The following is a 26,480-nucleotide window of genomic DNA, read 5'->3' on the forward strand; positions in this document are numbered from 1 at the left end:
TTTTTTTGCTGACACAGAAGAGCGACCAACGGTCCCGATAGTAATCGGGACTGTAGGCATTCCAAAAAAAGTTTTGTGCCGAGGAATTGTAGAGCACCCGAGCGAAGCGAGCTGGCGAAGCAAATGCCGGATAAAGCTCCAAAACAAAAAATATAATGTCTGCTAACTAATGCTTATTTTTGCAAATCGCGAAAGAAATTTGAGCGACTTTAAAAAAATTGAAACGATGTTAGAGAATCCAAAAAGATATACGATTACGGCTGCTTTGCCTTATACAAACGGGCCGATTCACATTGGTCACCTTGCTGGAGTGTACGTTCCTGCCGATATTTATTCACGCTATTTACGACTGCAAGGGCGCGATGTTGCCTTTATTTGCGGGAGTGACGAGCACGGGGTTGCGATATCGATGAAGGCGAAAAAAGAAGGTGTGAGTCCGCAAGAAATTATCGATAAATATGACGCAATTATTCGTCAGTCGTTTCAGGATTTTGGAATTTCGTTTGACAATTATTCTCGAACTTCTGCGAAAATTCACCACGATACGGCTCAGGAATTTTTCAAAAAATTATACGATCAAGGCGATTTTATCGAGGAAGTGACCGAGCAACTTTATGATGCAAAAGCGGAGCAGTTTCTTGCTGACCGATTTGTAACCGGAACTTGTCCAAAATGTGGTAATGAGGAAGCGTACGGCGATCAATGTGAAAAATGTGGTTCGACGCTAAATGCAACCGATTTAATAAACCCAAAATCTACAATTACCGGAGATATTCCTGTGATGAAAGAGACAAAACATTGGTTTTTGCCTTTGGATCGTTACCAAGATTTCTTGACAAAATGGATTCTGGAAGGACACGCAAAAGATTGGAAAACCAATGTTCTGGGCCAAGTAAAATCGTGGCTTGACGATGGACTAAAACCGCGCGCTGTAACCCGCGATCTTGACTGGGGAATAGATGTACCGGTGGATGGCGCCGAAGGAAAAAAACTTTATGTTTGGTTTGATGCGCCAATTGGATATATTTCGAGCACCAAAGAATGGGCAGCGAGAGAAGGTAAAAATTGGGAAGATTACTGGAAAAAAGACGATACAAAACTGGTTCATTTTATCGGGAAAGACAATATTGTTTTTCATTGTATTATTTTTCCAGCGATGCTAAAAGCGGAAGGAACTTTTATTATGCCTGACAACGTACCGGCGAACGAATTTTTGAATCTTGAAGGAAATAAACTTTCGACTTCCAAAAATTGGGCGGTTTGGTTGCCTGAATATTTGAAAGATTTTCCTGAAAAACAAGACGTTTTGCGCTATGCTTTGACGGCAAATGCTCCAGAAACAAAGGATAATGATTTTACTTGGAAAGATTTTCAAGCACGCAACAACAATGAACTTGCGGCGGTTTATGGAAACTTCATCAATCGTGTGATTGTTCTAACTAATAAATATTATGATGGAATTGTTCCGGAACCTCAAGAATTTCACGAAATAGATGAGCAAACACTTGCCGAACTTCGTGCTTATCCTGCAGTAATTAGCAGCAGTATTGAGCGTTACCGTTTCCGCGAAGCCTTGGGCGAAGTGATGAATGTGGCTCGACTTGGAAATAAATATCTTGCGGACGAAGAGCCTTGGAAAATGGTAAAAACTGATCCGGAGAGAGTGAAAACTCAAATGTATGTTGCATTGCAAATTGCGACTGCGCTTAGTGTTCTTTGCGAACCGTTCTTACCTTTTACAGCTACAAAACTTAGAAAAATATTAAATCTTGAAACTCCAATTTCTTGGAATTCAGTTTCGGAGGAAGATGCTTTATTGAAATCCGGACATCAGATTGGTCAAGCAGAAATCTTGTTTGCACAAATTGAAGATTCGGAAATCGAAAAACAAGTTCAGAAATTAGAAGATAGCAAAGCAGCGAATATTGCTGCTGCAAAAACCATCGAACCTGAAAAAGACGCAATCACTTTTGAAGATTTTTCGAAAATGGATTTACGAGTTGGAACAATTTTGGAGGCGACAAAAATGCCAAAAGCCAACAAACTTCTGGTGATGAAAATTGATACCGGAATTGACGTTCGCACAATTGTTTCGGGAATTGCCGAAAGTTTTACGCCCGAAGAAGTGGTTGGAAAAAGAGTTACAGTTCTTGTAAATCTTGCGCCCCGAACTTTAAGAGGTGTAGAAAGTCAAGGAATGGTTTTGATGACTACAGATGCAGCTGGGAATCTTGCTTTTGTAAATCCTGAAGGAGAAAATATCTCAAACGGAGCTACAATAAACTAAATAGATTTTTAGAATTGGAAAATAAAAAAGCAAAAGGCGCACTCTTAATCGGAATTTTGGCTATTTCCATTTTTCCGATATTGGTGCGCCTTTCTTTGAATTCTGGATTGATTTCGGCATTTTACAGAATGGCGATTGCTTTGCTTTTTCTGTTGCCCTATGTTTTGATTAGCAAAAAACTACAGGTGCCAAAAGGTAAAATTCTTTGGTTGAGTTTATTATCGGGAGTTGTATTTGCTTCGGATGTGGCAGTTTGGAATATTGCAATTCAGCATTCTTCCGCGACTCAAGCCACTTTATTGACCAACTTATCTCCGGTTTGGGTCGGAATTGGATCTTTTGTTTTTTTGAAAATTCGACCGGCAACAAATTTCTGGATTGGCACCGTAGTGGCGATTTTCGGAATGATTATGTTGGTAGGTTTCCACTTCTTTTTGGACCTCAGTTTTGATATGGCATTTGGCCTTGCCGTACTTTCGGGAATTTTATACGCACTCTACATTTTGCTTAGCAAAAGCATTTTGGACAAAGTTGAAATTTTGAGTTTTATGACTTTGACATTATTTGCTTCGACCATCTTTCTTGGAATAATCTGCCTTTTTGCAGGCGAAGCATTCTTCGGATTTTCCAATAAAGCCTGGACTGTTCTCTTTATTCAAGGAATTGTTTGCCAACTACTCGCTTGGATTTGCATCAGTTATGCGACGCAACATATGCGAGCGACCAGAGTTTCGCTAAGTTTACTTTCGCAAGCCGTCCTTGCCGCGATTTTGGCCTATATTTTTCTTGATGAAGAAATCACAATGCAGATGATTATCGGCGGACTAATTATGTTGCTGGGAATTAGAATCACCTTCTATTCTCAAAATTTATTCTCTATGAAACTGTTTCAGAAACAGAAAATTAAAAATTATGATTAATTCTACTATAATTTCGAGTGTTGAAGTAATTGCTTTTGACGCTGACGATACACTTTTTATCAACGAACCATATTTTGAAGAAGCAGAGCGCAAATTCTGCGTTTTGTTTCAAGATTATCTGTCGCATCAAAGTTTGTCAAATATGCTTTTTAAAACTCAGGTTGACAATCTTCCATTGTACGGATACGGCATTAAAGGCTATGTGCTGTCAATGATTGAAGCTGCTATAAAAATCACTAACGGTACAGGAAGCACCAAAATGATGAGTAAAATTCTAGAAATTGGAAAAGAACTAGCCCAACAACCTATCGTTTTATTGGACGGTGTTGAAGATACCTTAGCACAGTTACACGGAAAATACAAGTTAATTGTTGCCACCAAAGGCGATCTTAAAGATCAACAGCGAAAATTGCACGATTCAGGATTAGGACACTATTTTCACCATATCGAAGTGATGTCAGAAAAGGCGGAGCTAAATTACGAGAAACTTTTTAATCGTTTGGACATCAATTCTGCTAATTTCCTGATGATTGGAAACTCACTAAAATCTGATGTTCTCCCGGTGCTGAACAGCGGCGGTTGGGCGATTCACGTGCCTTTTCACACTACTTGGGAGCACGAAAGAATTGATCACGAGATTGTGCATAATAATTTTAGAAGTTGTAAAAAGATTTCGGATATTTTGCCGCTGTTGCTGTAAAGTCAGCGTAAATTCTTTTATCCAAAACTTAATTTAGAGTTCATAATTTTTATTTGGAGCTTTATCCTGTTGTCCACTGTATCTTTCCTGCCCAAAACAAAGGGCAGGAAAGGATGCCGTTCCCATCAGGGCTAGGCGATTGACCATTTACGACATTACTGCCTTGAGAGAATTTCACCTTTAGCAAGTTGAGAAATATGTTTTGGTGCGTTTTTGGTGTACATTTACAGCAAACAATAATATTATGGCAAGGCAAAGTATTTCATTAACAGAACCTAATGACGATTGGTTAAAGGATCAAGTAGAAAAAGAAGAGTACTCGAGTAAAAGCGAACTCGTAAATGACTTGATAAGACAAGCTAGAAGTCAACAAGTACAAGTGGATTGGATTAGAGCTAAATTAGAAAGAGCTGAAAAAAGCGGTTTTACGACTGATACGAAAGAACAAATTTTAGCTCAAGCCAAATTATCACTAAATGGCTAGATACAAAATAACTATCGAAGCAAAAGAGGATTTGATCAGAATATATCATTACGGCGTGCAGAGATTTGGAGAAAAGCAAGCTGATAAGTATTATGAATCATTTTTCAAATATTTTGAAATGATTGCAGAAAGACCATATTCTTTTGAATCAGTAAATTCAATTAAAACCGGCTACAGACGTTGCGTTTGTGGTTCGGATAGTATATTTTTTAAAATAAATGAGGATACAGTAGATATTATGGCAATTATTGGCAAGCAAGATTTAGAAAAAATATTATAACTATCAAACTGCAAAAATGAAATAGCCTCATTTCAATAAAAATCTAAAGAGGTGAAAATTCAGATTTACAGCAATTAGATACCATTTTAGAACGAATTGATTCCACATTTTTAGATAAAAATTAAACCATATTAGTATGAATCTAGAATCTATTTTTCAAAATGAAATTACCTCAATAACGGTATTAAGCGGAGTAATCTTTATTCTCGCAGGGATAATTCTTTACTTTTTCCCTCCCAAAAAAATTAATGGATTATACGGCTACCGCACCGCTGCCTCGATGAAATCTCAGGAAAATTGGGATTTTGCACAAATTTACGCCGCGCAGAAAGCAATACTATCTGGGATAATTTTAAGCTTAGTCGGAATTCTAGTAGGTTTTGTGAGTATGTCAGAAAATCTTCAATTGGTAATCGGATTATCTATGTTAATTTCATCTTGCATCTATTTATTTGTAAGCACCGAAAAGGCTTTAAAAGAAAAATTTTACAACAATTAATTTTTTTATTTGGAGCTATTTCCTGCTGTCCACTATATCTTTCCTGCCCAAAAAAAGGGCAGGAAAGGATGCCGTTCCCATCAGGGCTAGGCACTCGGCCGAAGAAGTTTGTTTTCGTCAATTAAAATTTCTTATTTGAAAATAGATAAATCTTTTTGAATAAAGTTTCACCCTACTACTTACTTATATCAGCTTTTATTTCTTTTAATTATAACGGCAAAATTTGTATATTTAAAATTCAATAAGCTGATTATGACTTCACAATTACTCTCATCAGACAAAATCATAATTCCTTACAATTACAAAGGAATTAAATTCAACCGCTTTCTCGCCATTGCATTTATAGTGGTCTCAGCAATTGGATTTTTCAATACGCCTGATAATTATATTTTTAATTATGGCTATCTACTATTTGGCATAGGATATATATATCTTTACTTTTTTATGTATTCTAAAGCAGGTTTATTGATCAGAGATGGCGTTCTAAATGTTCAGCCACTTGGCAAATCGATTATTCTTGCCGACGTAATCGAATTCAAAAAGTTTGCTGGAGATTACACCTTAATAACTGAAAATTCAAAATTAGTGATTAACACACAACTTCTTGATCCAGAAGGTTTAGAACAATTAGATGCTATTTTAGAATCCATTCCTGCCGATCGTCATTTAGAAATTTTACCATCATAAAATGAAGCAACTTTTTATTATCACGCTGGTATTGTTCTATTCAATTCAATCTTTTGCTCAGTCAAAATTATCAAAAGACAACAAAGGTTTGCCAGATATGAAGCAGGAGATTAATAACCATCAACAAACACCAAAATGGAATTCTCTGCCGCAGCCTGTTTTTTATATAGTGAACGACTTGGTTTTTAATTCAGAAATGTTAGTTACTATAGATCACGATAAAATTGAGACCGTTAGGGTTAGAAAAGATCCCTTTGAAAACGATGGTATTCATTATCATGGAACTATATCAATAAAATTGAAGTCCAATTATGAACCAAATTTCATCACATTAAAGGATTTAGCAATAAAACAATTCAAAATAGATCCCGAAAATCTAATTTTCAAAATTAATGGGAATATAGTTAATTCCGACTATTCACAATTTTATGTCGATGAAAATTTCCTTCTAAAAATCACTACAGACAACCTGGATACTTCCGAATTTGATTCAAAATTTCAAATAATTTCACTACAGACAAAGCCTCCAAAGCAATTTGAAAAGAAAAAGGACATTTCGACTAAAGGAATGCAGAATTAGATTTCAAAACATTATTATATTTAGCTTTATTACTTCGCCCGTTAGCTCCTCTTGGGCGGACTAAACATTCCACCTTTCATACCGAAAATAATGGTTAGAAAAGGATTTACTGCGCTAATTACCTTTAATACTGTCGACTACTTCAGGAGTAATCTGAAATCCAAGATTATGGAAATCATAATTCACTAAGACTAATTTAAAGTTTGATTTTTTAAAAAACATATCAGAAATAAACTGCAAATTTTGTAACAACCGTGCGCAACTGCGGCAGTATCTTACTAACTTTAGTGGAAGTTTGAAATAGAAGGATTATTCAAAATTTCAAAAGCTCACAAACTCAAAATTTCTGATTTATGAAAATATTACTTACCGGAGCAACTGGATATATTGCGCAACGACTTTTGCCAGTTTTATTAGAGCAAGGACATCACATAGTGTGTACCGCTCGAGATGCAAGACGTTTCAGAAATCAATATAATTCTCCCAATATTGAAGTTGCCGAAGTGGATTTTCTTGATAAAAAAACATTGAAAAATATTCCCCAAGATATTGATATCGCTTATTATCTGATACATTCTATGTCTACTAACTCTGGTTCTTTTGAAGATATGGAGCAGATTTGTGCAGAAAATTTTATCGACAGAATTCAAGAAACCAATGCACAGCAAATAATCTATTTGAGCGGAATTGTAAACGATCAAGAACTTTCCAAACATCTAAGTTCACGAATGAATGTAGAAACGATAATTTCGCGCTCCACTATTCCGTTGACAACTTTAAGAGCGGGCATAATTGTAGGTTCTGGAAGTGCTTCTTTTGAAATCATACGAGATCTTGTAGAAAAACTGCCAGTAATGATTACTCCCATTTGGTTAAAAACCAAATGCCAACCAATTGCCATCAGAAATGTGGTGGAGTTTCTGGTAGGAGTAATTGGCCACAAAAAAGCTTATGATGCTAGCTTTGATATTGGTGGACCTGATATTCTTACCTATAAAGAGATGTTACTAAAATTTGCAGAGATTCGTGGCCTGAAGCGATATATCTACGTTGTGCCGATAATGACTCCACGCCTGTCGTCGTATTGGTTGTATTTTGTAACATCAACGTCTTACGCACTGGCGAAAAATCTTGTTGATAGTATGAAAATTGAGGTAATTGCTGAACCAAATGACTTGGCTACGGATTTACATATTAAACTCCTAACCTATTCAAAAGCCATCAACCTTGCCTTCGACAAAATTGAACAAAATCAAGTTTTATCTAGTTGGAAAGATGCTCAGACTTCAAATATTTTCCGCCGTGGTATGCAACAGTATATGGAAGTTCCAACCTATGGTTGCTTTAAGGATGTTCGCACTCGCAAAACTGAAAACCCTGAACAAACATTAAATAGAATTTGGGCAATAGGTGGAGAAACTGGTTGGTATTATGGAGACTGGCTCTGGAAGATTCGCGGATTTATGGATCAGATTGTAGGTGGGGTTGGACTTCGCCGCGGACGTAGAAGCCCTACTGACATTCGTGTAGGCGAAACATTGGATTTCTGGCGAGTTCTAATTTCTGACAAGGAAGATCAACGTTTACTACTATTCGCCGAAATGAAGCTTCCTGGTGAGGCTTGGCTAGAATTCAAATTGGATGAAGACAATACTTTGACCCAAACTGCCACCTTCCGCCCACTTGGATTGTGGGGTCGAGTTTATTGGTATTCTGTATTGCCATTTCACGGAGTGCTGTTTAAGAAGATGATTAATAATATTGTGAAGTAAGATGTATTTACAATGACGGTGGTTGAGCTTGTTGATAGCAAGACAGTGACTGTCAATTTGAAATAGTTGGGTGATCGAGACTGTTGACATTAATTGATATAAATGTTTTATTGGCTGTCTTTTCTAAACCCATTCTTATTTTTATATTTAATAACCTCTCTTGGACACTTTCTCTTCGATGGCTGCTCTTCTATGGTCTCTGACCTTGAAGCCGCACATATTCATATTTAAACTTTAAACTATCCTAATCGCTCTTCGACACTTGCTCTTCGATGGTCTCTGACCTCGAAGTAGCGTATATTCCTATTATACACAATCGCTCTTCGAAGGCTGCTCTTCGATGGTCTCTGACCTCGAAGCAGCGTATATTCCTATTTAAACTCTAAGCTACTATTGCCATCGATTGTTTTAATTTTCAAAATATCTAAAGCAAGGAAACTAGATTATTTTTTTCTACATTTATATAAAAACAGAAATGAATGATGGTTATAAAATTAGAAATCAAGCACTTCCACATTTTGTAACAATGACGGTTGTAGATTGGATTGACGTATTCTCTCGGAAAATATATCGTGATGTGCTAATTGAAAGTCTAATTTATTGCATAAATAATAAAGCAATGATGGTATATGGCTATGTAATTATGAGTAATCATATCCATTTAATAATTCAGTCAAAAGAGGATAAGCTATCTGATTTAATTCGAGACTATAAAAAATTTACAGCTGCCAGTATTTTGGATAAAATTCAAACAGAGCCCGAAAGTCGAAGAGAATGGATGTTAGAAAGATTTAAATTATCAACCGAAAGTCATTCTAGAAATAAATACTATCAGTTTTGGCAATATGGTAATCATCCTGAGGAAATATATTCAAATAATTTTATGTGGTCAAAACTTGATTATATTCATCTTAATCCTGTACGTGCTGGTTTAGTAGAAAAAGCTTCGCATTACGTTTATTCAAGTGCTAGTAATTATATTAATAACTCAGGCTTAATAGCTATTCTAAAAGCAGATAATCCTATTATAGACACTTCAAATTTAAAAAATGTTCAAAGATTTGATTTATATTAAAATTGACGAATTTTAAGTTAATACAAGAATTATTTAATTCAACTGCAACGAGAAGTTCCTTCGAGGTCAGAGACCATCGAAGAGTATCATCAGCACGGCATCAAAACGAAAAACTTATCAAAGTAAAAAAGACAAAAAGTTCCTTCGAGGTCATAGACCATCGAAGAGCATCATCAGCACGGCATCAGAATGAAAAACTTATCAAAGTAAAAAAGACAAAAATCTGCTTCGATGTCAGAGACCATCGAAGAGCTGCATAAGTGCTACACTAGAATGAAAAAATTGTCAAAGCAAATAAGTCCAAAAGTTCTTTCGAGGTCAGAGACCATCGAAGAGCATCATCAGCACGGCATCAAAAATGAAAAACTTATCGAATAAAAAAAGCAAAAAGTTGCTTCGATGTCAGAGACCATCGAAGAGCTGCAACAATACAGCAACAGAACGAAAACTTATCGAAGTAAAAAAAACTAAAAGTTACTTCAATTTATAATTCTGTATTTTCGCTTTATGGATTCTATTACACAGATTATTTTGGGTGCGGCGGTCGCCGGAAAGATAAGCGGGACCATCGAAGAGCTGCGCGTCAGCAGCATGGCATCAGAATGAAGAACTTATCAAAGTAAAAAAGACAAAAATCTGCTTCGAGGTCAGAGACCATCAAAGAGCATCATCAGCACGGCATCAAAACGAAAAACTTATCGAATAAAAAAAGCAAAAAATTGCTTCGAGGTCAGAGACCATCAAAGAGCTGCAACAATACGGCATTAGAATGAAAAATTATCGAAGTAAAAAAACTTAAAGTTACTTCAATTTATAAATCTGTATTTTCGCTTTATGGATTCTATTACACAAATTGTTTTGGGTGCGGCGGTGGCCGAAAAGATAAGCGGAAAGACTTTGGGAAATAAAGCATTGATTTATGGAGCAATTTTCGGGACTTTGCCAGATCTTGACGTGCTTTCAGGATTCTTTTTTGACGATGTAGATGCCGTTGCTTTCCATCGCGGAATCAGTCATTCGATTTTGCTGTTTTTAATAGTTTCGCCAATCTTCGGATGGTTGATTTATAAACTTGAAAAACAGAAATTCATTACATTTACTAATGCCACTTCGATGGTGTTTTGGGTTTTACTTACGCATTCTCTACTCGACAGTTGTACTTCATGGGGTGTTCAACTCTTCTGGCCATCGGAAGTTCGTGTCGCATTTAAATCAGTCGCTGTAGTAGATTTTCTTTATACTTTGCCATTGCTATTTTGTCTGATTATGGCGGTTAGATTGCCAAAACTGTCTCCAATACGCAGAAAATGGAATAGTTGGGGATTAATTATTAGCAGTAGCTACCTTATTTTGGGAATGGCTTTGAAAATGTTCGCTTACGCTAAATTTGAAAAAGCCACTGCTCGGCAGAACATTCCGTATACTGAAATGTCGGTAAAACCGGGATTGCTAAGTTTGATTTTGTGGAATGCTCACGGGCAAAATGAACAAGAATATTTTATTGGAACATATTCGTTTTTCGATTCACAGCCAATTCAGTTTGATGCATATCCTAAAAGTCACGAACTGAACGCGAAATTTAAAGACCAAGTAGTGGTTCAGAAGTTAATCGATATTTCTGAAGGTTGGTATATTATTAGCGAAAACGATAATAAATATTTTTTTAACGACCTTAGATTTGGACTTATTTCGACCTTGGATAATCAGCAACAATTTGCTTTTAGCTACGAACTTATTCCAAACGAAAGTGGAGAATATACCGCAAAGGAAGTTAAGAAAAGCCGTCAACAAGGAATGGCGACTTTAAAAACTTTATTGAAAAGGATTGGTGGAAATTAAGAATTAGCAGAATTTAATGACCTGCACAATTGCCGCAATCACTAGATTCCTGCTTTCTCTTTCTCTTAAAAAAGAATTTTCTCACTAAAAACCCAACAGCTATAACGAGCGCTGCACCTGCTAAAATTTCTTGGATCATAATCAATTATTTTAAAAGTTGGTAGGCGATGAATGCTAGAATGTAGGCAAATCCGGTCATCCCGAAAAGCTGTATCATCGGCCATTTCCAACCATTGGTTTCTTTTTTGGTAATCGCTATCGTACTTGCACACTGCATTGCAAAAGCATAAAATAGTAACAACGATATACCTGTGGCAAAGTTAAATACTTTTTTTCCTGTATATGGATCAATTTCTTCAGACATTTTCTTTTTTATGGTTGTGTCATTTCCACTATCGCCAACGCTGTAAATTGTTGCTAGAGTCCCCACAAAAACTTCTCTCGCCGCAAATGATGTGATAACCGCAATTCCGATTTTCCAATCGTACCCCAAAGGTTTAATTACAGGCTCGATTGCTTTACCCATTATCCCAATATATGAATGTCTCAATTTAAATGATGCTACTTCATGATCTAGATCGTCTTGAGTATAATCAAGACCTTGAGATTGTGCGTTTTCTGAAACTACTTGTTCGGCATTATTGAAGTTGTTTCCAGGGCCATAAGAAGCCAGAAACCACAATACTACTGAGATTGCGAGAATGATTTTACCTGCACCAAAGACGAAAGCTTTGGTTTTTTCGATGACATTTAGTCCAACATTCTTTAATAGTGGCATTTTATAATTTGGCATTTCTACCACAAAAAATGTTTTGCCTTTTACTTTCAAAACCATATTAAGAATCCAAGCGGATATAATTGCCATTCCAAATCCCATCAGGTATAATGCCATTAAGACAAGTCCTTGAAGGTTCAAAAATCCAAATAAACTCTTGTCTGGAATAACCAAAGAAATAATTATGGCATAAACAGGAAGTCTTGCTGAACAGGTTGTAAAAGGTACAACCAGAATAGTTATTAGTCGTTCTTTCCAATTTTCAATATTTCGAGTTGCCATAATCGCCGGAATAGCACAGGCAGTACCAGAAATTAGTGGTACGACGCTTTTTCCGCTAAGACCAAATTTCCGCATTAATTTGTCCATCAAAAACACTACTCTACTCATATAACCACTTTCTTCGAGCAGCGAAATGAACAGAAATAAAAATGCAATCTGTGGTATAAATATGATAATTCCTCCAATACCCGGAATAATTCCCTGTGCTAGTAGATTTGTAAATACACCAGCAGGCAAGTTATTTTCGGTGTATGCACTTAACGAAGCAAAAGACTCATCGATAAAGTCCATTGGAATTTCTGACCAATTGAAAATTGCTTGGAAAATCACAAATAGTATTGCGAAGAAAATAGCATAGCCCCAGACTCTATGGGTCAAAACTTTGTCAAGTTTTATACGGAAGTCTTTTGCCGTTTCAAGGTTTATGGTCTGACCCACTTTAAGAACATCATTGATAAATTGATATCTTTTGATAGTCTCTTTCTGTTGGAGTCGTTTTAAATCAGAATGTGTTTTGGTAAATGTATTTCGAATTTCATTTCGTTCTAGATTTAAGAAATTGACATCTTGTGTAATTACAAGCCATAATTTGTACAAAAGCTGGTTTGGGAAAGCTTTCGCTAATTTGCTAAAATACTCAGGATCGATACTGGAGGCATTCAAGCATGGCTCAGTAGATAATTCTTCGTATTCTAAAATTAATTTTTTTAATTTATCAATTCCGTAGCCTTTTCTGGAACTTATAAGTGCAATTCTAGTATTTAATTCTTTTTCTAAATGAGGAATATCTAGTGAAATTCCTTTATACTCCATTCTATCTGCCATATTGATGGCAAGAATCGTCGGAATTTCTAAATCCTTAATTTGGGTAAATAATAGTAAATTTCGTTTAAGATTTTCAACATCCGAAACTACAACCGCGACATCAGGAAAATTTGGATCATTTCTATTTAGCAACAGCTCAATAACCACATTCTCATCAATCGAACTAGCATTTAGACTGTAGGTACCTGGCAAATCTAAAATGTCTGCTTTGATATGAGAGGCAAGTTTGCAATGACCCATCTTTTTTTCGACGGTAATGCCCGGATAATTCCCCACTTGTTGATTGAGGCCAGTAAGTTGATTAAAAACGGAAGTTTTTCCGGTATTTGGATTACCGATTAAGGCAATTTTAATATGATGATCGCTCATTATAAAGTCTATTTGGGATGCACATCAACAACAATCTGTGATGCTGTCTCGATTCGGATGGCTAGGTGTGAGCCATTAATGTTCAAGTATAAAGGATCTCCAAAAGGAGCAATTTGAATTAATTCGACCAAATTCCCTGGCAAGCAACCCATTTCCAATAATTTGAGAGGAATGCTGTCAACATCAAATTCCATGATTGTGGCATGATCACCAATTTTAAGATTACTTATTGTAGTTTTCAATGTTTATTTAGATTGAATAAGCGCAAAAGTACGGATTATTGTTGACAAAGGATAGCGAAAGATTCTTAATTTTTCTTTCGTGTAGAAAGCCATTTTATATCTTCAATTAATCTATCAACATCTTCTGTTTTAGTACCATCATAAAAACCGCGAACTCTTTTTTTACGATCTACAAGCACGAAATTTTCGGTATGAACCATATCGTATAATTCCTCTGGCTTTCCTTCTTTGACCACAAGATATGACTTTCGCGCAAGCGTATAAATCTCTTTCTTATCGCCCGTCAGTAAATTCCATTTCGAATCTATAACTCCTTTTTCTAAGGCGTACGCTTTTAATACAGGAACACTATCAATTTCGGGGGTTACAGAGAATGATAGTAGCTTAACGTTCTTATCATCTTTGAGTGCTTCCTGAATCCGAACCATATTATCTGTCATTGCAATACAAATCGTGGGACAAGTGGTAAAAAAGAAGTCGGCCACATACACTTTATTGTCGTAGTCTGCTTGGGTTATTTTTTCGCCATTTTGATTTAGAAAAGAAAAATCCCCAATTGTATGATTTCTGGCAATATATTGAATGGTCGTATCTACAAGTTCAGGATTTACCATCGACGGATTGTAGATTGGGAGGGATTTTTGGGGCGTTAATGCGTTAAAAAAAAGTGTTAATGTTACAATCGAAACTATTAACATTGTCCCGAAATAAATTTTATACTTTTTGAAAATTTCCCACATAGTAAAATATTTTTGGCAAAAGTACAAAATAGCTTGCGCAACGCGAGACATTTAACCCAAAGTTAAACTATTAGATTAAGTGAGATTAAAACGTATTTTTGTAAAACTAATAATAATCTAAAATAAGAATGAGTATATCTATAAAAAGAAATTTACTTTTCGCCCTGCCAATTTTAGTTGGTATTTCGACTGTAACTGCACAGGAAAAAGCGAAGGAAGAGCCTGGAATCAATATTTCTTACATGGATAAGTCGAGCAAAGCCTCAAATGACTTTTTCAGATATGTAAATGGTGCTTGGCTAGACAAAACAGAAATTCCTGCCGATAGAACGCGTTGGGGAAGTTTTGACGAACTAAGACAACGTACAGACGAAGATGCACTTGCAATTTTGAAAGAAGCAGCCTCAAATCACGCCTATTCTGCAACTACTGATCAAGGGAAAGCAGTAATCGTATTTGAATCTGTAATGGATGTTGCAAAAAGAAATAAACTTGGAATCTCTCCATTAAAACCTTATTTAAAGAAAATTGATGCTGTCAAGAATGCAAAAGACCTACAGGCTTTATTAATTGAAATGGAGCCAATTGGTGGAGTTGGATTTATGGGCGTTTATGTTGGTCCAGACGCAAAAGACAGCAACACAAATGTTTTATACATTGGCCCTGGTTCTTTAGGATTGCCTGACCGCGATTATTATATGTCTGACGATGCTGATTCAAAAGAAAAGCGCGCAAAGTATGAAACCCATGTTGCAAAGATGCTGGCTTTTGTAGGCGATAATCCTGCTACAGCAAAAAAGAATGCCGAAAGAATTTTGGCCATTGAGACAGCAATGTCTGCACCTCGCCTTGACCGCGTGGAGAGAAGAGACCGCAGAAAATCATACAACCCAATGACGGTGGCTGACTTGCAAAAATTGACTCCTGCGATAAATTGGAACACTTATTTAACCGGAGTTGGAGTTGCAAAAGTGGATACACTTATCGTCTCTCAACCTAAATATATGACTGCATTTCAAGACATCGTTGCAAAAGGTGATGTTGCAGCCTGGAAAGCATATATGAAATGGACACTATTAAATGGGTCTGCAAGCCTACTCTCTACAGAAATTGAAGATACTAATTTTGATTTTTACGGAAAAACATTAACTGGAGCGATGAAACAACGACCTCGTGAAGAGCGAGCGTTGCAAGTTGTAAACGGAACGGTAGGTGAAGCTTTGGGTAAACTTTATGTTGAGAAAAAATTTCCAGCTGAAGCTAAAGTAAAAGCGGAAAAGATGATTAAGAATGTTTTTAAAGCTTTCGAAAACAGAATTAACAATCTTACTTGGATGAGTCCTGAAACAAGAGTGAGTGCAATTGAAAAACTACAGAAATCGCGCGTAAAAATTGGCTATCCTGATAAGTGGAAAGACTATTCAAAACTTGTCCTTTTAAGTACTGACAAAGACGGAAACTATTTTGATAATATGAAACGTTATTCACAGTGGCGATTTGAAGAAAATATTGCTGATTTGCAAAAACCTGTTGATAAAGACCGTTGGGGAATGTCGCCACAAACTGTAAATGCTTATTTTAATCCGTCATTTAATGAGATTGTATTTCCAGCAGCAATCTTACAACCACCTTTCTACAATTATAAAGCTGATGAAGCTGTAAACTACGGTGGAATTGGTGCTGTAATTGGACACGAAATTTCTCACGGATTTGATGATTCCGGTTCAAGATATAACGCCGATGGTAATCTAGTAAACTGGTGGACTGAAAAAGATTTAACTGAATTTACTGCATTAGGAAAAGCTTTAGCTGACCAATATTCTGCACTTGAGCCACTACCTGGAATATTTGTAGATGGTAAATTTACCCTTGGAGAAAACATTGGCGATCTTGGTGGCGTGAATTCTGCTTACGATGGACTGCAGATTTTCTTAAAGGAAAATGGACCAGCACCACTTATAGATGGATTGACAGCTGAACAACGTTTCTTTATTTCGTGGGCTACAATCTGGCGTACAAAAATGAGAGATGAAGCAATTAAATCTCAAGTAAAAACTGATCCACACTCTCCTGGAATGTTTAGAGCATTTGTGCCACTTCAAAATGTGGATGCTTTTTACGAAGCATTTAATATTAAAGAAGGAGACGGAATGTATTTAAAACCATCAGATAGAGTTAAAATCTGGTAGTAATTTCCAGTTATAATTATAAAAAAAATCCCGGCTTATACTGGGATTTTTTGTTTATAGCTTCGAGGTTTTAAAATGATAATCGAGTTCTTTGATTAGCTTTTCTGAAGAGATTATTTTCCCAGTTCCAAGATTTGAGTAATCAAAAGAAGGTGGCTCTAAATTAGCTTCTAAAGTTTTTCTAGTATAGTAATCTTCCTTTGTAGGATGATCTGGAGTCGCAGCATTAAATGAGGTTCCCCAAGCCTCCTTATCGATAATTGCGTGAATAATTGCAATACAATCTTGCTGATCTATTAGGTTTACTGCAGCATTCGGACTATCCACTCCTTTACGTCCAGCTAAATATTTTGCGGGATTTCTGTCTGCTCCAATTAATCCGCCGAAACGTACGATAGTGGTCTGCAAGAAATCTAAATTTTCCAGATATTTTTCTGTTTCGATCAACTGCGTTCCTGATTCTGTGGATCCATCGCGATTTGATTTTTCGGTAACTACTCCGTCTTTATCAGAGTAGACAGAAGTTGAACTAACGAAAAGCAATTTTGAAATTGTAGATCCTTTAATGATTGGCATCAATAGTTTCATCTTTTCGACAAAAGGACCTTTTGCAGTTTTTATTTGAGGTGGAATATTAATAATAAGTATGTCAGAACCTTTTAAAAATTCTTTAAACTCGCCTGAAACGTCGTCGACCGAAAGCTCAATCTGATAGGGAATAATCTTGGCTTGTTTTAAAACTTCCATCTTATCTAATGAGGTTGTTGAACCTTTTACGATCCAGTCTTTTTGGATGAATGATTTTGCCAATGGAAACCCCAGCCAACCGCAGCCTAAAATACTTACTTGTTTCATATTTTTTTTTTAAAGGTCAGAAGATGTTGGCAACGGAATATTGTCCATATCTCGAATCGTATCGTTTCTATCTTCGGCTCTCAGCCTTAATTCTGGACTCAATTGCGGAATATATAATCTCGGAATTGGATTTATCTTTTTGATTTGAACAACTGCATCATTGAGAATAAACGGTTTTGGCATCATCCAAGTATTTCTTTTTCGCATGCCAAATAAAGGATTTGTCATCAAATCAAACGACGATTCCATCATACTCATATCAAGAACAGTCTCATTGTTTACTGTGAATTCAAGAAGCAGTGGATCATTATCAACAACATAATAACTGATTATTTTTTTGCCATTTCTAGGATAGATTGGACCTTTCTGACCTAATGCAGAAGCATTATTTGCTTTGAAATCTCTAAATTCAATATTCTCATTTGCAAAAATATCAATTCTATTCACCCGACGATTTGGAGTAATTCGGATTTTTACAAATCGATTTTTTCCAACAACTGAATCTTTTTCAAAATAAATGGTCGGTTCGGGAATATTTCTAACTAATGCGGGAGAAGTATAAACTACATCCGAATTGTATTTGCTGAAAAGCGGATAGTCATTTAAGAATCTTGAATTTGCAACGGTATCTGTAATATAAATTTTAGTCCAGTCATCGAGGATTTTATCGTAAGATGCCCAGACTGCTTTATCCATTTCTACATTATAAACATACAACATACTATTTGGCTTGGCAGTGGTATCTCCAAAACCAGATTTCATATGAGCGTGCATCAAGGATCCAAATGCAACTAGAAACATTCCTGCAGACCAAAACCACTTATGAGAAAATGACCCTACTAATGGCAAAATTAAACTGAAAATTAATAGTGCTAATAGTGAAGAGCCAAAAAGAATTTTGAGTCCTAAACCTATTGGAAATAAAACAATAAATGGCACCAGAATTATAAGTGCGGGAACTGCCGCTAGCAAATTAATAGCGAGATTTGATTTTTGTGTTATTACAAAAAAGCCAAACATAATAAGCACAGACAAAACAGGAATTATAAAAAATCCTGCTCCAGGCAGAAAAATTGCTATTCCAAGATTAATAAGAATCCAAAATGAAATTGGCGCTACAGAGTAATTTATAATTGTAGCTTCAGACTTGGCGTGGCCATAAAATAAGAAACCAATAGCAATACTCAAAGCAATAAAAGCGACTATATAGCTATGTCCATTATAGGTAAATCCTTGAAGAATTTCAGTATATTCTGGATAGATTACCACAATAAATTTCCATAATAAAAATGATGACAACCCTACTACAAGCAAAGTTGCAATTAGGACTATAAATCCTTTTCCAATTTCTGACGGAGTTAAAACTCTCTTTCCAAGTCCTATAAATAGAAGAAAAAGAAATATAATGCTTGTAATTCCAACCAAAATATAATTCCACGAAAAAGAATAATGAAAAAAGAAGAAAGGTGTATTAAAATATACATCGTCGTCGGCCGAATTCTGTGCTTTGAGATCGGCATTTCCAAAGTGATTTAGCAATGGCATCAAATATGATCCTTGATGAGCAAGTGAATTATGGCTTAAATGTTTGGAGTCATCCTGGGCTGTATGGTAGTTGAAATGATCATCAATAAAGGCAAAATTAAATCCTGGAATCTTGCCCTGCTCTCTAAAAACGGTGAGATCGGTATCGTTGGGAAGCATTTTGTAGATACTGTACATTAACGAATTGCTAGCTGGATATCTTGTTTTTGCAGCAGCAAATTCCTTAATCATCGCAGCATTACCATCATTTACTTCCATTAGCATATAGCTTGGGCCAGCGGTACCACGAGCTTCAAAATTTAGAACTAAACCAATTTCCTTGGCCCAATTATTATTGGTTGCAAAAAGTGCGGCACCATTTAATCCCAACTCTTCAGCATCTGAAAACAGAATAATAATATCATTTTTATGAGAAGTTTTATTGTGCAAATAAGCGCGCACACCTTCCAATATCGTAGCAACTCCAGTTGCATTATCGGCTGCACCGTGAGAATAGGAATGTGGCGCACTATCGTAATGCGATAGTAACATTAAAGCCTTGCTATTGTTAGTACCTTTAATCTTGGCAATAATATTTCGAGATTTTACCAAATTTCCCCAGTCAGACAGTGTAGTTCCTTCCTGAATTTCAGGTGAAAGACCAAGCTCACGTAATTCTTTCTGGAGGTAAATTGCAACATCCGAATGTGCTTCAGATCCTACATAATGAGGTTTCTCGGCAATGACATCGATGTGTTCTACTGCTCGTTTTACCGAGAAATCTGAGAGCGGCGCCAATTCTTCTGAATAGAAATGTGGCATCATTGAGAAATAGACGGTCGTGAGTACTATTATAAAGACAATCAGAGTGATAATCGAGGCAAATCTATTTTTCATAAGGAAGATTTTAAGTAGATTCTAATGTAATTCTTTTTTGACAATTATTAGAAAGTCATTGTCCAAAAGCATATAACCCTGATCATACAAAAAATAATATGTATTCCCTGTATTTGTACGCAAGATATTAGTAAAGTAGTCAAAATCAAAACCTTTACTTAAAAGTTTTGATCTGGAAGTTTTGATTTTTTGATCGGTATTGATAGACAGCAAAATGCGATAATTTTTGCGCAACTTATTGTTTATGTTGCGCATATAATTATTACTGTCCTTGTTGATTTTGTTATTGTAAGAATTGCGACAGCCATCGCTACAAAATTTTTTGTCTTCCCTACCAATTATCTTCTCATCGCATTCCAGACATGTTTTCATAATTTACTTCTTTTTTATTTGATATAAATCGGTGCGACGATCTTTCAAGATTCGTACACTTCCATATTCATGCAATTCCTTTAATAGTCGTAAATCCACATCAACAATTAAGGTCATTTCAGTATTTGGAGTAGTTTCTGCTTTAATTCCGTTGCTTGGGAATGCAAAATCAGAAGGTGTAAAAACTGCTGTTTGAGCATATTGAATATCCATATTATTCACCTTTGGAAGATTTCCAACACATCCTGCAATTGCGACATAACACTCATTTTCTACAGCTCTTGCTTGTGCACAGATTTTTACTCGAGTAAATCCATTTTGAGTGTCGGTTAGAAATGGAACAAAGAGAATATTCATCCCTTCGTCGGCCATAATTCGCGCCATTTCTGGAAATTCAACATCATAACAAATCATAATTCCAATCTTACCACAATCTGTATCAAATGTTCTAATGTTGGAGCCACCTTGCATTCCCCAATGGCTCACTTCATTAGGAGTTATATGAATTTTGGTATACATTTCTGATGTACCGTCTCTTTTGCAAAGAAATCCCACATTATATAAGTGCCCATCTTCATCAAGAAATGGCATACTTCCGGTAATGATATTTATATTGTAGGAAATTGCAAACTCTTGAAAGCGTTTGCGAATTGCAGTGGTGTGTTTGGCGATTTCACGTATGGCATCTGCTTCTTGCATATGATTGTAATCGGCCATCAATGGTGCAATAAATAATTCTGGAAAAAGCGCGAAATCACAGCCGTACCCCGAAACTACATCAACAAAAAATTCAGATTGTTCGAAAAATTCTTCAAGATTGTTGAGAGATCTCATTTGCCATTGAACCAATCCAAGGCGAATAATATCTTTTTCTACATTAATTATCTTTGGACTTTCGTCATAGTATATATTATTCCACTCCAGCAATACCGCAAATTCTTTGGAACTTTTATCACCCTCTAAATAGTTTTTCATAATTCGCACCACGTGAAAATCATTGCTTAACTGAAAAGAGAGTACAGGATCGTAAAGTTCCTTTTGTTTCACTTTTTCAATATAAACCTTGGGTGTAAATTCATCCGCGTATTGCAAGTAACTAGGTATACGCCCTGCAAATACCACCGCTTTGAGATTTAAATTCTCACAAATTTCTTTTCGAGCATCATACAATCTTCGTCCCAAACGAAGTCCTCTGTACTTGGGATGAATAAAAACATCAATTCCGTACAAAATTTCTGCATTTTCGTTGTGAGTAGAGAAGGTGCAGTTTCCTGTAATGGTATTATAATTATGAGGTTTGTAAACTATTCTTTCATTAACTATTAAAGATAAAGCCGATCCTACTACAACATCATCAACCAAAATTACCAATTGACCTTCCGGAAAAATTTTTAAAAGCTTTTCAATATCTTCCTCACGCCAGTAATTTTCGGCCATTTCGGCATACGACTCCATCATCGAAGTCTTCAATTCTTTGTAATCTTCTATTTGTAAGTTTCGAAGTTCTACTTTATTAATCTTAGTCTGCATCTATCTTTTTTGACAAATATAAATAATCTCATTCCATTTACAAACGTTTACAAACAATAATAAACGAAATCAATTGTTTTTCAACCGATTAAGTTTTGAAAGCCGTCACATCTTTGCAATGTTGATTTGAAACAACAATCATCACGTAGAAATAATAACAAATAAATAGTACAAGCCATGAACAATTTAAGAAACAGAGTACAGTTGATTGGACACGTAGGAAACGATCCAGAAATCAAAACATTAGAAGGAGGTAGAAAATTGGCCAACATCACTTTAGCCACCAATGACTACTATACCAATGCCAAAGGTGAAAGAGTAGAGCAAACCGAGTGGCATCGTTTAACTGCTTGGGGACCAACCGCCGAAATCATTGAGCAGTTTGTAAAGAAAGGGAAGGAAATAGCCATTGAAGGCAAACTTTCACACCGTAGTTACGATGATAAAAATGGAGAAAAACGATTTGTAACAGATGTAATAATCAATGAGCTAGTTTTGCTCGGTAAACAATCATAAATCTAGAACGAAAAAAAATATAAAAGCCTTACTAATACTAAAATTTAAACGCCATGAATAATTTAAGAAACAGAGTACAGTTGATTGGACACGTAGGAAACGATCCAGAAATCAAAACATTTGAAGGTGGAAATAAACTTGCCACAATTACACTTGCCACCAATGATCATTATAAAAATGCCAAAGGCGAAAGAGTAGAACAAACCGAGTGGCATCGGTTGACAGCCTGGGGAGCAACCGCCGACATTATCGAGAAATATGTAAAAAAAGGGAAGGAAATCGCAGTAAGCGGCAAATTGACTCACCGTAGTTACGAAGACAAAAGTGGAGAAAAAAAGTTTATTACCGAAGTAACCGTTGCTGAAGTTGTAATGCTCGGTAAACAATCCTAAATCTAGAACGAAAAAATATAAAAGCCTTACTAATACAAAATTTAAACGCCATGAATAATTTAAGAAACAGAGTACAGTTGATTGGACACGTAGGAAACGATCCAGAAATCAAAACATTTGAAGGTGGACGAAAATTAGCCACAATTACGCTAGCTACCAATGATCACTACAAAAATGCAAAAGGCGAAAAAGTGGAACAAACGGAGTGGCATCGTCTCACTGCTTGGGGAAATACCGCCGAAATTATTGAGCAATTTGTAAAAAAAGGCAAAGAAATCGCCGTCGATGGTAAGTTGACTCACCGCACGTACGATGATAAAAATGGAGAAAAGAAATTCATCACAGAGGTGACTATTAACGAGGTCGTGCTGCTAGGAAAGTAATATGAGGATAAGCCGTTGCAAGATTTGCCAATTAAGATCACAGATCAATGAAAGGTTTTGAAGTTTTTCAATCCACTTCATTGATCTTTTTTTGGCTTTCGTCCAAAGAATTTTGCTTACTTAATAGTTGATATTGCACCTTCTAGAGCGAAATACTTTTTTTTAATTGTTCTAATAAAGTAGGTATTAATCCAACAACAATGGGTTATAACTTCCGAAGATGTACCTTAATTTATTATTCTGCTTTCAGCGCAAGGGGAATCTCACTAATTTCAGTAAATACTACTTCTTCTTTACAAAAAGATTATTGGCAATCTTGTTCGAAATGGTAATTTCGTGATTACCAACTTTTAATACCATTGACCCGTCAAATTCTTCTTTAGACAAAATCTTCAAATCTTCGCCTAATGCTATTCCGTTTTTGTTTAAGTATTTCAAAAAAGCCGTAGATGTATCTTTAACTCCAACGCAAACCGCGTCTTTGCCGACCTCAATTTCAGATAGTAACTTTTTTTCAACGGTGGGAATTTCTCCTTTTGAATTTGGAATAGGATCTCCGTGAGGGTCTAAAGTTGGGTGATTTAAGAATGCCGACAGTTTTTCGATTAATTTCTCAGATTTAATATGCTCCAATTCTTCTGCAATTTCATGCACTTCATCCCAGGAGAAATCTAATATTTCTACCAAAAAGACTTCCCACAATCGATGCTTGCGCACAATCATTTTCGCTGCCATCTTTCCTCCTTCGGTCAACACAACTCCTTGATATTTTTGATAAAGAATCAAATCTCTTTCTGCTAACTTCTTTATCATATCTGTAACCGAAGAAGCCTTCGTGTCAAGCATAGCAGCAATCGCATTGGTCGAAACGCCATCAGGACTTGCCTGCGATAAGTGATAAATCGTCTTTAGATAATTTTCTGCAGAATGTGTCATTGAATTGTTTTAAGAAAGTAAAAGTACAAAAATTTAATAGGAAGACAGTACTATTTTAGACAACTCTAAAAGCGAAAATTAGGAGTTAGCATTTTACGATATCGGAATCCCAACTATTCCCCTACCCTTACAAATAGTAAAAATTCTATTCAGTTTTTTTAGACTTGTCTAAATCTTATTTTACATATAGCTAATATAATAAAATTATATGTTAGATTTGCCTAAATAATATTTAATACATATCTAAAAATGAAAATAAGTTTATTCATACTACTATTACTTTTAATCACTAGTATTGCTTGGTCGCAGAATAAAATAAGCGGAACCATAACCGCAGAGTTTGATAGATTTGGAGGTGTCAATGTGGCTTTGGCAAATGCAAACATCACTACCACCACCAATGAGCAAGGGCAATACAGCTTTGAAAACATTCCAAATGGCGATTACGAAATAATTGTCTCCTACATCAATTACAGAACTCAAAAAAAGAAAATCAGACTCACCGACGGAGAAATTTTGAATTTAAATTTTAATCTTAAAGAAGACATTAGTCTCGACGAAGTGGTAATCACAGGAACTATGAAAGCCGTGAGCCGAATGGAAAGCTTGGTACCCGTGGAAGTTTATAGTGCAAGTTTCTTCAAAAAAAATCCCACCGCTAATATATTTGAAGGGTTGCAAAACGTCAACGGCGTCCGGCCACAGCTCAATTGCAACATTTGTAATACTGGAGATATTCACATCAATGGTCTGGAAGGTCCATACACTTTGGTACTCATTGACGGAATGCCCATTGTTAGTGGACTTTCATCTGTATACGGCCTATCTGGGATTCCCAATTCGTTACTAGATCGGATCGAAATTGTAAAGGGGCCCGCATCTTCTCTCTATGGAAGTGAAGCCGTGGGCGGATTAATAAATATTATAACCAAGAATCCATTGAAGGCACCACTGTTTTCTGCAGATATTTTTGGAACGAGTTGGGGAGAAGTCAACACCGATTTAGGATTTAAAGCAAATTTAGCCGACAATATTTCTAGTTTAACAGGCGTGAATTACTTCAATTACAGCAATCCAATTGATAATAATCACGATAATTTTACCGATGTCACCTTGCAAGACAGGATATCAGTTTTTCAGAAATTTAATTTTCAGCGGGACGATTACAAATTATTTTCGCTCGCGGGACGATTTTTCTATGAAGATCGGTGGGGCGGCGAAATGCACTTTAATCGCGGATATCGAGGTGGCGACGAAGTGTACGGCGAAAGTATTTTTACCAAACGCTGGGAAGCAATTGGTGCTTACGAATTACCAATGGCCGAAAAAATGCTGCTATCATTTTCTTATACCAATCACGATCAGAACTCCTTTTATGGCGATACTCCCTATATGGCGCAGCAGAAAATAGGATTCACTCAACTTACTTGGGACAAAAAACTCAGCAACCACGACCTACTATTTGGCGCCGCAGTTCGCTATCAATATTATAATGACAATACACCCGCAACCGAAGTTGCCGAGCAAAATTGGATTCCGGGAATATTTATTCAGGATGAAATGAAATTTAGCGAGAAACACAGCATACTTTTAGGCGCCCGTTACGATTACAATGACAATCACGGTTCAATTTTTACTCCTAGATTTGCTTACAAATGGAAAATTAATGAGCACGATATTTTTCGCTTAAATGCTGGAACTGGTTTTAGAATCGTGAATATTTTTACTGAAGAACATGCCGCATTATCGGGCGCTAGGGATGTGGTTATTCTCGAAAACTTAAAGCCTGAGCAGTCCTACAATGTCAATATCAATTTCTTAAAAAAAATATATTCGGACAATGGCACTTTTGTAAGTTTTGAGGCCGCCGCTTGGTTTACTTATTTCACCAATCAAATTACGCCGGATTACGATAGCGATCCAAACAAAATCATCTACAAAAACCTTAACGGTCACGCCAATACCTTAGGAATGTCAGCCAACGCCGATTTAGTTTTGACCAGCGGCCTAAAATTCATTCTAGGAGCAACATATATGAATGTCGAAAAAACCGAAAATCAAATAACAACCAATCAAATTTTAACTGAAAAATTCTCCGGAACCTGGGCTATTTCTTACAAAATAAGACCTTGGAATCTCGAAGTCGATTATACCGGAAATGTTTACGGCAAGATGCGACTCCCGCTTTTGGGACCACTTGATCCTCGAAATGAGTATTCAGAAACTTTTAGCATCCAGAATATTCAATTTACATACGATAAATTTAAAAATTTCGAAATTTACGGAGGTGTCAAGAATCTACTTAATTGGACACCTAATAAGGGAAATCCATTTATTATTGCCCGCGCCAACGATCCATTCGATAAGAATGTTAGTTACAACAATGACGGGTCGATAATGGCAACATCCGAAAATCCGTATGCTTTGACCTTCGATCCTAGCTATGTTTATGGACCCAATCAAGGCATCAGAAGCTTTATTGGCATACGATATACGCTTGAATAAATTTATAAAAGAGTGCAAATTTTTA

General features: G+C 36.1%; 26 protein-coding genes. 17 read left to right on the forward strand and 9 right to left on the reverse strand.

Translation table 11 applies throughout. From position 1 onward, the window contains the following. The first annotated feature begins 169 nt into the window (after nt 1–169). The 12 genes from metG to SBO79_RS02600 all read left to right on the forward strand — a co-directional run bounded on the left by metG (nt 170) and on the right by SBO79_RS02600 (nt 11,123). Entirely contained in the window at nt 170–2,287 is a 2,118-nt protein-coding gene (gene metG, locus SBO79_RS02545; RefSeq protein ID WP_318641566.1) for a methionine--tRNA ligase, read from the forward strand. Between the two features lie 14 nt (nt 2,288–2,301). Continuing rightward, complete coding sequence (locus SBO79_RS02550) at nt 2,302–3,207, forward strand: DMT family transporter (protein WP_318641567.1); 906 nt, start codon at nt 2,302–2,304, stop codon at nt 3,205–3,207. Further along, nucleotides 3,200–3,907 carry an HAD family hydrolase gene (locus SBO79_RS02555; protein ID WP_318641568.1) on the forward strand — a complete coding sequence of 236 codons (708 nt, stop codon included), beginning with the start codon at nt 3,200–3,202 and terminating at the stop codon, nt 3,905–3,907. Before SBO79_RS02550 ends, SBO79_RS02555 begins: the two co-directional genes overlap by 8 nt. Nucleotides 3,908–4,151: 244 nt before the next feature. Beyond that, nucleotides 4,152–4,391 carry a ribbon-helix-helix domain-containing protein gene (locus SBO79_RS02560; protein WP_318641569.1) on the forward strand — a complete coding sequence of 80 codons (240 nt, stop codon included), beginning with the start codon at nt 4,152–4,154 and terminating at the stop codon, nt 4,389–4,391. After that, entirely contained in the window at nt 4,384–4,671 is a 288-nt protein-coding gene (locus tag SBO79_RS02565; protein WP_318641570.1) for a type II toxin-antitoxin system RelE/ParE family toxin, read from the forward strand. Before SBO79_RS02560 ends, SBO79_RS02565 begins: the two co-directional genes overlap by 8 nt. A gap of 136 nt (nt 4,672–4,807) precedes the next feature. After that, the gene (locus SBO79_RS02570; protein ID WP_318641571.1) at nt 4,808–5,170 is read left to right on the forward strand and encodes an SdpI family protein; all 363 of its coding nucleotides are present in this window, start codon (nt 4,808–4,810) and stop codon (nt 5,168–5,170) included. A 252-nt stretch (nt 5,171–5,422) separates the two neighbouring features. Beyond that, nucleotides 5,423–5,857 (forward strand): hypothetical protein, encoded by a 435-nt coding sequence (locus tag SBO79_RS02575; RefSeq protein ID WP_318641572.1) that lies wholly within the window; start codon nt 5,423–5,425, stop codon nt 5,855–5,857. A gap of 1 nt (nt 5,858) precedes the next feature. Beyond that, nucleotides 5,859–6,437, forward strand: a complete 579-nt coding sequence (locus SBO79_RS02580) for a hypothetical protein (protein WP_318641573.1) — start codon at nt 5,859–5,861, stop codon at nt 6,435–6,437. 353 nt (nt 6,438–6,790) lie between these two features. After that, on the forward strand, nt 6,791–8,209 hold the full coding sequence (locus SBO79_RS02585) for an SDR family oxidoreductase (RefSeq protein WP_318641574.1): 1,419 nt from the start codon (nt 6,791–6,793) through the stop codon (nt 8,207–8,209). A gap of 475 nt (nt 8,210–8,684) precedes the next feature. Beyond that, nucleotides 8,685–9,284 (forward strand): REP-associated tyrosine transposase, encoded by a 600-nt coding sequence (locus SBO79_RS02590; protein ID WP_318641575.1) that lies wholly within the window; start codon nt 8,685–8,687, stop codon nt 9,282–9,284. A gap of 231 nt (nt 9,285–9,515) precedes the next feature. Then, complete coding sequence (locus SBO79_RS02595) at nt 9,516–9,662, forward strand: hypothetical protein (RefSeq protein WP_318641576.1); 147 nt, start codon at nt 9,516–9,518, stop codon at nt 9,660–9,662. Between the two features lie 456 nt (nt 9,663–10,118). Next, on the forward strand, nt 10,119–11,123 hold the full coding sequence (locus SBO79_RS02600; RefSeq protein WP_318641577.1) for a metal-dependent hydrolase: 1,005 nt from the start codon (nt 10,119–10,121) through the stop codon (nt 11,121–11,123). Nucleotides 11,124–11,136: 13 nt separating this feature from the next. On the opposite strand, the gene SBO79_RS02605 is transcribed toward SBO79_RS02600, so the two are convergent. The 4 genes from SBO79_RS02605 to SBO79_RS02620 all read right to left on the reverse strand — a co-directional run bounded on the left by SBO79_RS02605 (nt 11,137) and on the right by SBO79_RS02620 (nt 14,356). Beyond that, nucleotides 11,137–11,262: a FeoB-associated Cys-rich membrane protein gene (locus tag SBO79_RS02605; RefSeq protein ID WP_406600239.1), complete on the reverse strand. Its 126-nt coding sequence runs from the start codon at nt 11,260–11,262 to the stop codon at nt 11,137–11,139. Nucleotides 11,263–11,268: 6 nt separating this feature from the next. Further along, the gene (feoB, locus tag SBO79_RS02610; protein WP_318641578.1) at nt 11,269–13,374 is read right to left on the reverse strand and encodes a ferrous iron transport protein B; all 2,106 of its coding nucleotides are present in this window, start codon (nt 13,372–13,374) and stop codon (nt 11,269–11,271) included. An 8-nt stretch (nt 13,375–13,382) separates the two neighbouring features. After that, nucleotides 13,383–13,616 (reverse strand): FeoA family protein, encoded by a 234-nt coding sequence (locus tag SBO79_RS02615; protein ID WP_318641579.1) that lies wholly within the window; start codon nt 13,614–13,616, stop codon nt 13,383–13,385. Nucleotides 13,617–13,681: 65 nt separating this feature from the next. Beyond that, nucleotides 13,682–14,356 carry an SCO family protein gene (locus SBO79_RS02620; RefSeq protein ID WP_318641580.1) on the reverse strand — a complete coding sequence of 225 codons (675 nt, stop codon included), beginning with the start codon at nt 14,354–14,356 and terminating at the stop codon, nt 13,682–13,684. Between the two features lie 128 nt (nt 14,357–14,484). Here SBO79_RS02620 and SBO79_RS02625 point away from each other — a divergent pair, with 128 nt between their 5' ends. Beyond that, the gene (locus tag SBO79_RS02625) at nt 14,485–16,545 is read left to right on the forward strand and encodes a M13 family metallopeptidase (RefSeq protein WP_318641581.1); all 2,061 of its coding nucleotides are present in this window, start codon (nt 14,485–14,487) and stop codon (nt 16,543–16,545) included. Between the two features lie 54 nt (nt 16,546–16,599). Here SBO79_RS02625 and SBO79_RS02630 read toward each other — a convergent pair whose 3' ends face one another. Genes SBO79_RS02630 through SBO79_RS02645 form a run of 4 tightly spaced genes read right to left on the reverse strand, consistent with a single transcriptional unit; the run spans nt 16,600 to nt 21,723 of the window. Beyond that, a complete protein-coding gene (locus SBO79_RS02630; protein WP_318641582.1) occupies nt 16,600–17,400 on the reverse strand; it encodes a Rossmann-fold NAD(P)-binding domain-containing protein in 801 nt (266 codons plus the stop codon). A 9-nt stretch (nt 17,401–17,409) separates the two neighbouring features. Next, the gene (locus SBO79_RS02635; RefSeq protein WP_318641583.1) at nt 17,410–19,821 is read right to left on the reverse strand and encodes a M28 family peptidase; all 2,412 of its coding nucleotides are present in this window, start codon (nt 19,819–19,821) and stop codon (nt 17,410–17,412) included. A 21-nt stretch (nt 19,822–19,842) separates the two neighbouring features. Further along, nucleotides 19,843–20,193 carry a hypothetical protein gene (locus SBO79_RS02640; protein WP_318641584.1) on the reverse strand — a complete coding sequence of 117 codons (351 nt, stop codon included), beginning with the start codon at nt 20,191–20,193 and terminating at the stop codon, nt 19,843–19,845. A 3-nt stretch (nt 20,194–20,196) separates the two neighbouring features. Next, a complete protein-coding gene (locus SBO79_RS02645; RefSeq protein WP_318641585.1) occupies nt 20,197–21,723 on the reverse strand; it encodes a bifunctional GNAT family N-acetyltransferase/carbon-nitrogen hydrolase family protein in 1,527 nt (508 codons plus the stop codon). Between the two features lie 177 nt (nt 21,724–21,900). Here SBO79_RS02645 and SBO79_RS02650 point away from each other — a divergent pair, with 177 nt between their 5' ends. Genes SBO79_RS02650 through SBO79_RS02660 form a run of 3 tightly spaced genes read left to right on the forward strand, consistent with a single transcriptional unit; the run spans nt 21,901 to nt 23,014 of the window. After that, entirely contained in the window at nt 21,901–22,239 is a 339-nt protein-coding gene (locus SBO79_RS02650) for a single-stranded DNA-binding protein (RefSeq protein ID WP_318641586.1), read from the forward strand. A 53-nt stretch (nt 22,240–22,292) separates the two neighbouring features. Then, on the forward strand, nt 22,293–22,631 hold the full coding sequence (locus SBO79_RS02655; RefSeq protein ID WP_318641587.1) for a single-stranded DNA-binding protein: 339 nt from the start codon (nt 22,293–22,295) through the stop codon (nt 22,629–22,631). 50 nt (nt 22,632–22,681) lie between these two features. Continuing rightward, nucleotides 22,682–23,014, forward strand: coding sequence for a single-stranded DNA-binding protein (locus SBO79_RS02660; RefSeq protein WP_318641588.1), 333 nt, complete (start codon nt 22,682–22,684; stop codon nt 23,012–23,014). A gap of 282 nt (nt 23,015–23,296) precedes the next feature. On the opposite strand, the gene SBO79_RS02665 is transcribed toward SBO79_RS02660, so the two are convergent. Then, on the reverse strand, nt 23,297–23,950 hold the full coding sequence (locus SBO79_RS02665; RefSeq protein WP_318641589.1) for a metal-dependent transcriptional regulator: 654 nt from the start codon (nt 23,948–23,950) through the stop codon (nt 23,297–23,299). A gap of 249 nt (nt 23,951–24,199) precedes the next feature. On the opposite strand from SBO79_RS02665, the gene SBO79_RS02670 reads away from it, so the two are divergent. Next, nucleotides 24,200–26,455, forward strand: a complete 2,256-nt coding sequence (locus SBO79_RS02670; protein WP_318641590.1) for a TonB-dependent receptor — start codon at nt 24,200–24,202, stop codon at nt 26,453–26,455. The last annotated feature ends 25 nt before the right edge of the window (nt 26,456–26,480 follow it).

Source organism: Flavobacterium ardleyense, assembly GCF_033547075.1.
Lineage (GTDB): Bacteria > Bacteroidota > Bacteroidia > Flavobacteriales > Flavobacteriaceae > Flavobacterium > Flavobacterium ardleyense_A.

Bases quoted from the DNA above. Each gene is read 5' to 3' on its own strand.
- SBO79_RS02555 (WP_318641568.1), top strand. From the start codon at position 3,200: ATGATTAATTCTACTATAATTTCGAGTGTTGAAGTAATTGCTTTTGAC.
- SBO79_RS02665 (WP_318641589.1), bottom strand. From the start codon at position 23,950: ATGACACATTCTGCAGAAAATTATCTAAAGACGATTTATCACTTATCG.
- SBO79_RS02660 (WP_318641588.1), top strand. From the start codon at position 22,682: ATGAATAATTTAAGAAACAGAGTACAGTTGATTGGACACGTAGGAAAC.
- SBO79_RS02620 (WP_318641580.1), bottom strand. From the start codon at position 14,356: ATGTGGGAAATTTTCAAAAAGTATAAAATTTATTTCGGGACAATGTTA.
- SBO79_RS02600 (WP_318641577.1), top strand. From the start codon at position 10,119: ATGGATTCTATTACACAAATTGTTTTGGGTGCGGCGGTGGCCGAAAAG.
- SBO79_RS02640 (WP_318641584.1), bottom strand. From the start codon at position 20,193: ATGAAAACATGTCTGGAATGCGATGAGAAGATAATTGGTAGGGAAGAC.
- SBO79_RS02655 (WP_318641587.1), top strand. From the start codon at position 22,293: ATGAATAATTTAAGAAACAGAGTACAGTTGATTGGACACGTAGGAAAC.
- SBO79_RS02650 (WP_318641586.1), top strand. From the start codon at position 21,901: ATGAACAATTTAAGAAACAGAGTACAGTTGATTGGACACGTAGGAAAC.
- metG (WP_318641566.1), top strand. From the start codon at position 170: ATGCTTATTTTTGCAAATCGCGAAAGAAATTTGAGCGACTTTAAAAAA.
- SBO79_RS02580 (WP_318641573.1), top strand. From the start codon at position 5,859: ATGAAGCAACTTTTTATTATCACGCTGGTATTGTTCTATTCAATTCAA.
- SBO79_RS02645 (WP_318641585.1), bottom strand. From the start codon at position 21,723: ATGCAGACTAAGATTAATAAAGTAGAACTTCGAAACTTACAAATAGAA.
- SBO79_RS02575 (WP_318641572.1), top strand. From the start codon at position 5,423: ATGACTTCACAATTACTCTCATCAGACAAAATCATAATTCCTTACAAT.
- feoB (WP_318641578.1), bottom strand. From the start codon at position 13,374: ATGAGCGATCATCATATTAAAATTGCCTTAATCGGTAATCCAAATACC.
- SBO79_RS02560 (WP_318641569.1), top strand. From the start codon at position 4,152: ATGGCAAGGCAAAGTATTTCATTAACAGAACCTAATGACGATTGGTTA.
- SBO79_RS02630 (WP_318641582.1), bottom strand. From the start codon at position 17,400: ATGAAACAAGTAAGTATTTTAGGCTGCGGTTGGCTGGGGTTTCCATTG.
- SBO79_RS02570 (WP_318641571.1), top strand. From the start codon at position 4,808: ATGAATCTAGAATCTATTTTTCAAAATGAAATTACCTCAATAACGGTA.
- SBO79_RS02635 (WP_318641583.1), bottom strand. From the start codon at position 19,821: ATGAAAAATAGATTTGCCTCGATTATCACTCTGATTGTCTTTATAATA.
- SBO79_RS02590 (WP_318641575.1), top strand. From the start codon at position 8,685: ATGAATGATGGTTATAAAATTAGAAATCAAGCACTTCCACATTTTGTA.
- SBO79_RS02670 (WP_318641590.1), top strand. From the start codon at position 24,200: ATGAAAATAAGTTTATTCATACTACTATTACTTTTAATCACTAGTATT.
- SBO79_RS02605 (WP_406600239.1), bottom strand. From the start codon at position 11,262: ATGATCCAAGAAATTTTAGCAGGTGCAGCGCTCGTTATAGCTGTTGGG.
- SBO79_RS02585 (WP_318641574.1), top strand. From the start codon at position 6,791: ATGAAAATATTACTTACCGGAGCAACTGGATATATTGCGCAACGACTT.
- SBO79_RS02565 (WP_318641570.1), top strand. From the start codon at position 4,384: ATGGCTAGATACAAAATAACTATCGAAGCAAAAGAGGATTTGATCAGA.
- SBO79_RS02595 (WP_318641576.1), top strand. From the start codon at position 9,516: ATGTCAGAGACCATCGAAGAGCTGCATAAGTGCTACACTAGAATGAAA.
- SBO79_RS02625 (WP_318641581.1), top strand. From the start codon at position 14,485: ATGAGTATATCTATAAAAAGAAATTTACTTTTCGCCCTGCCAATTTTA.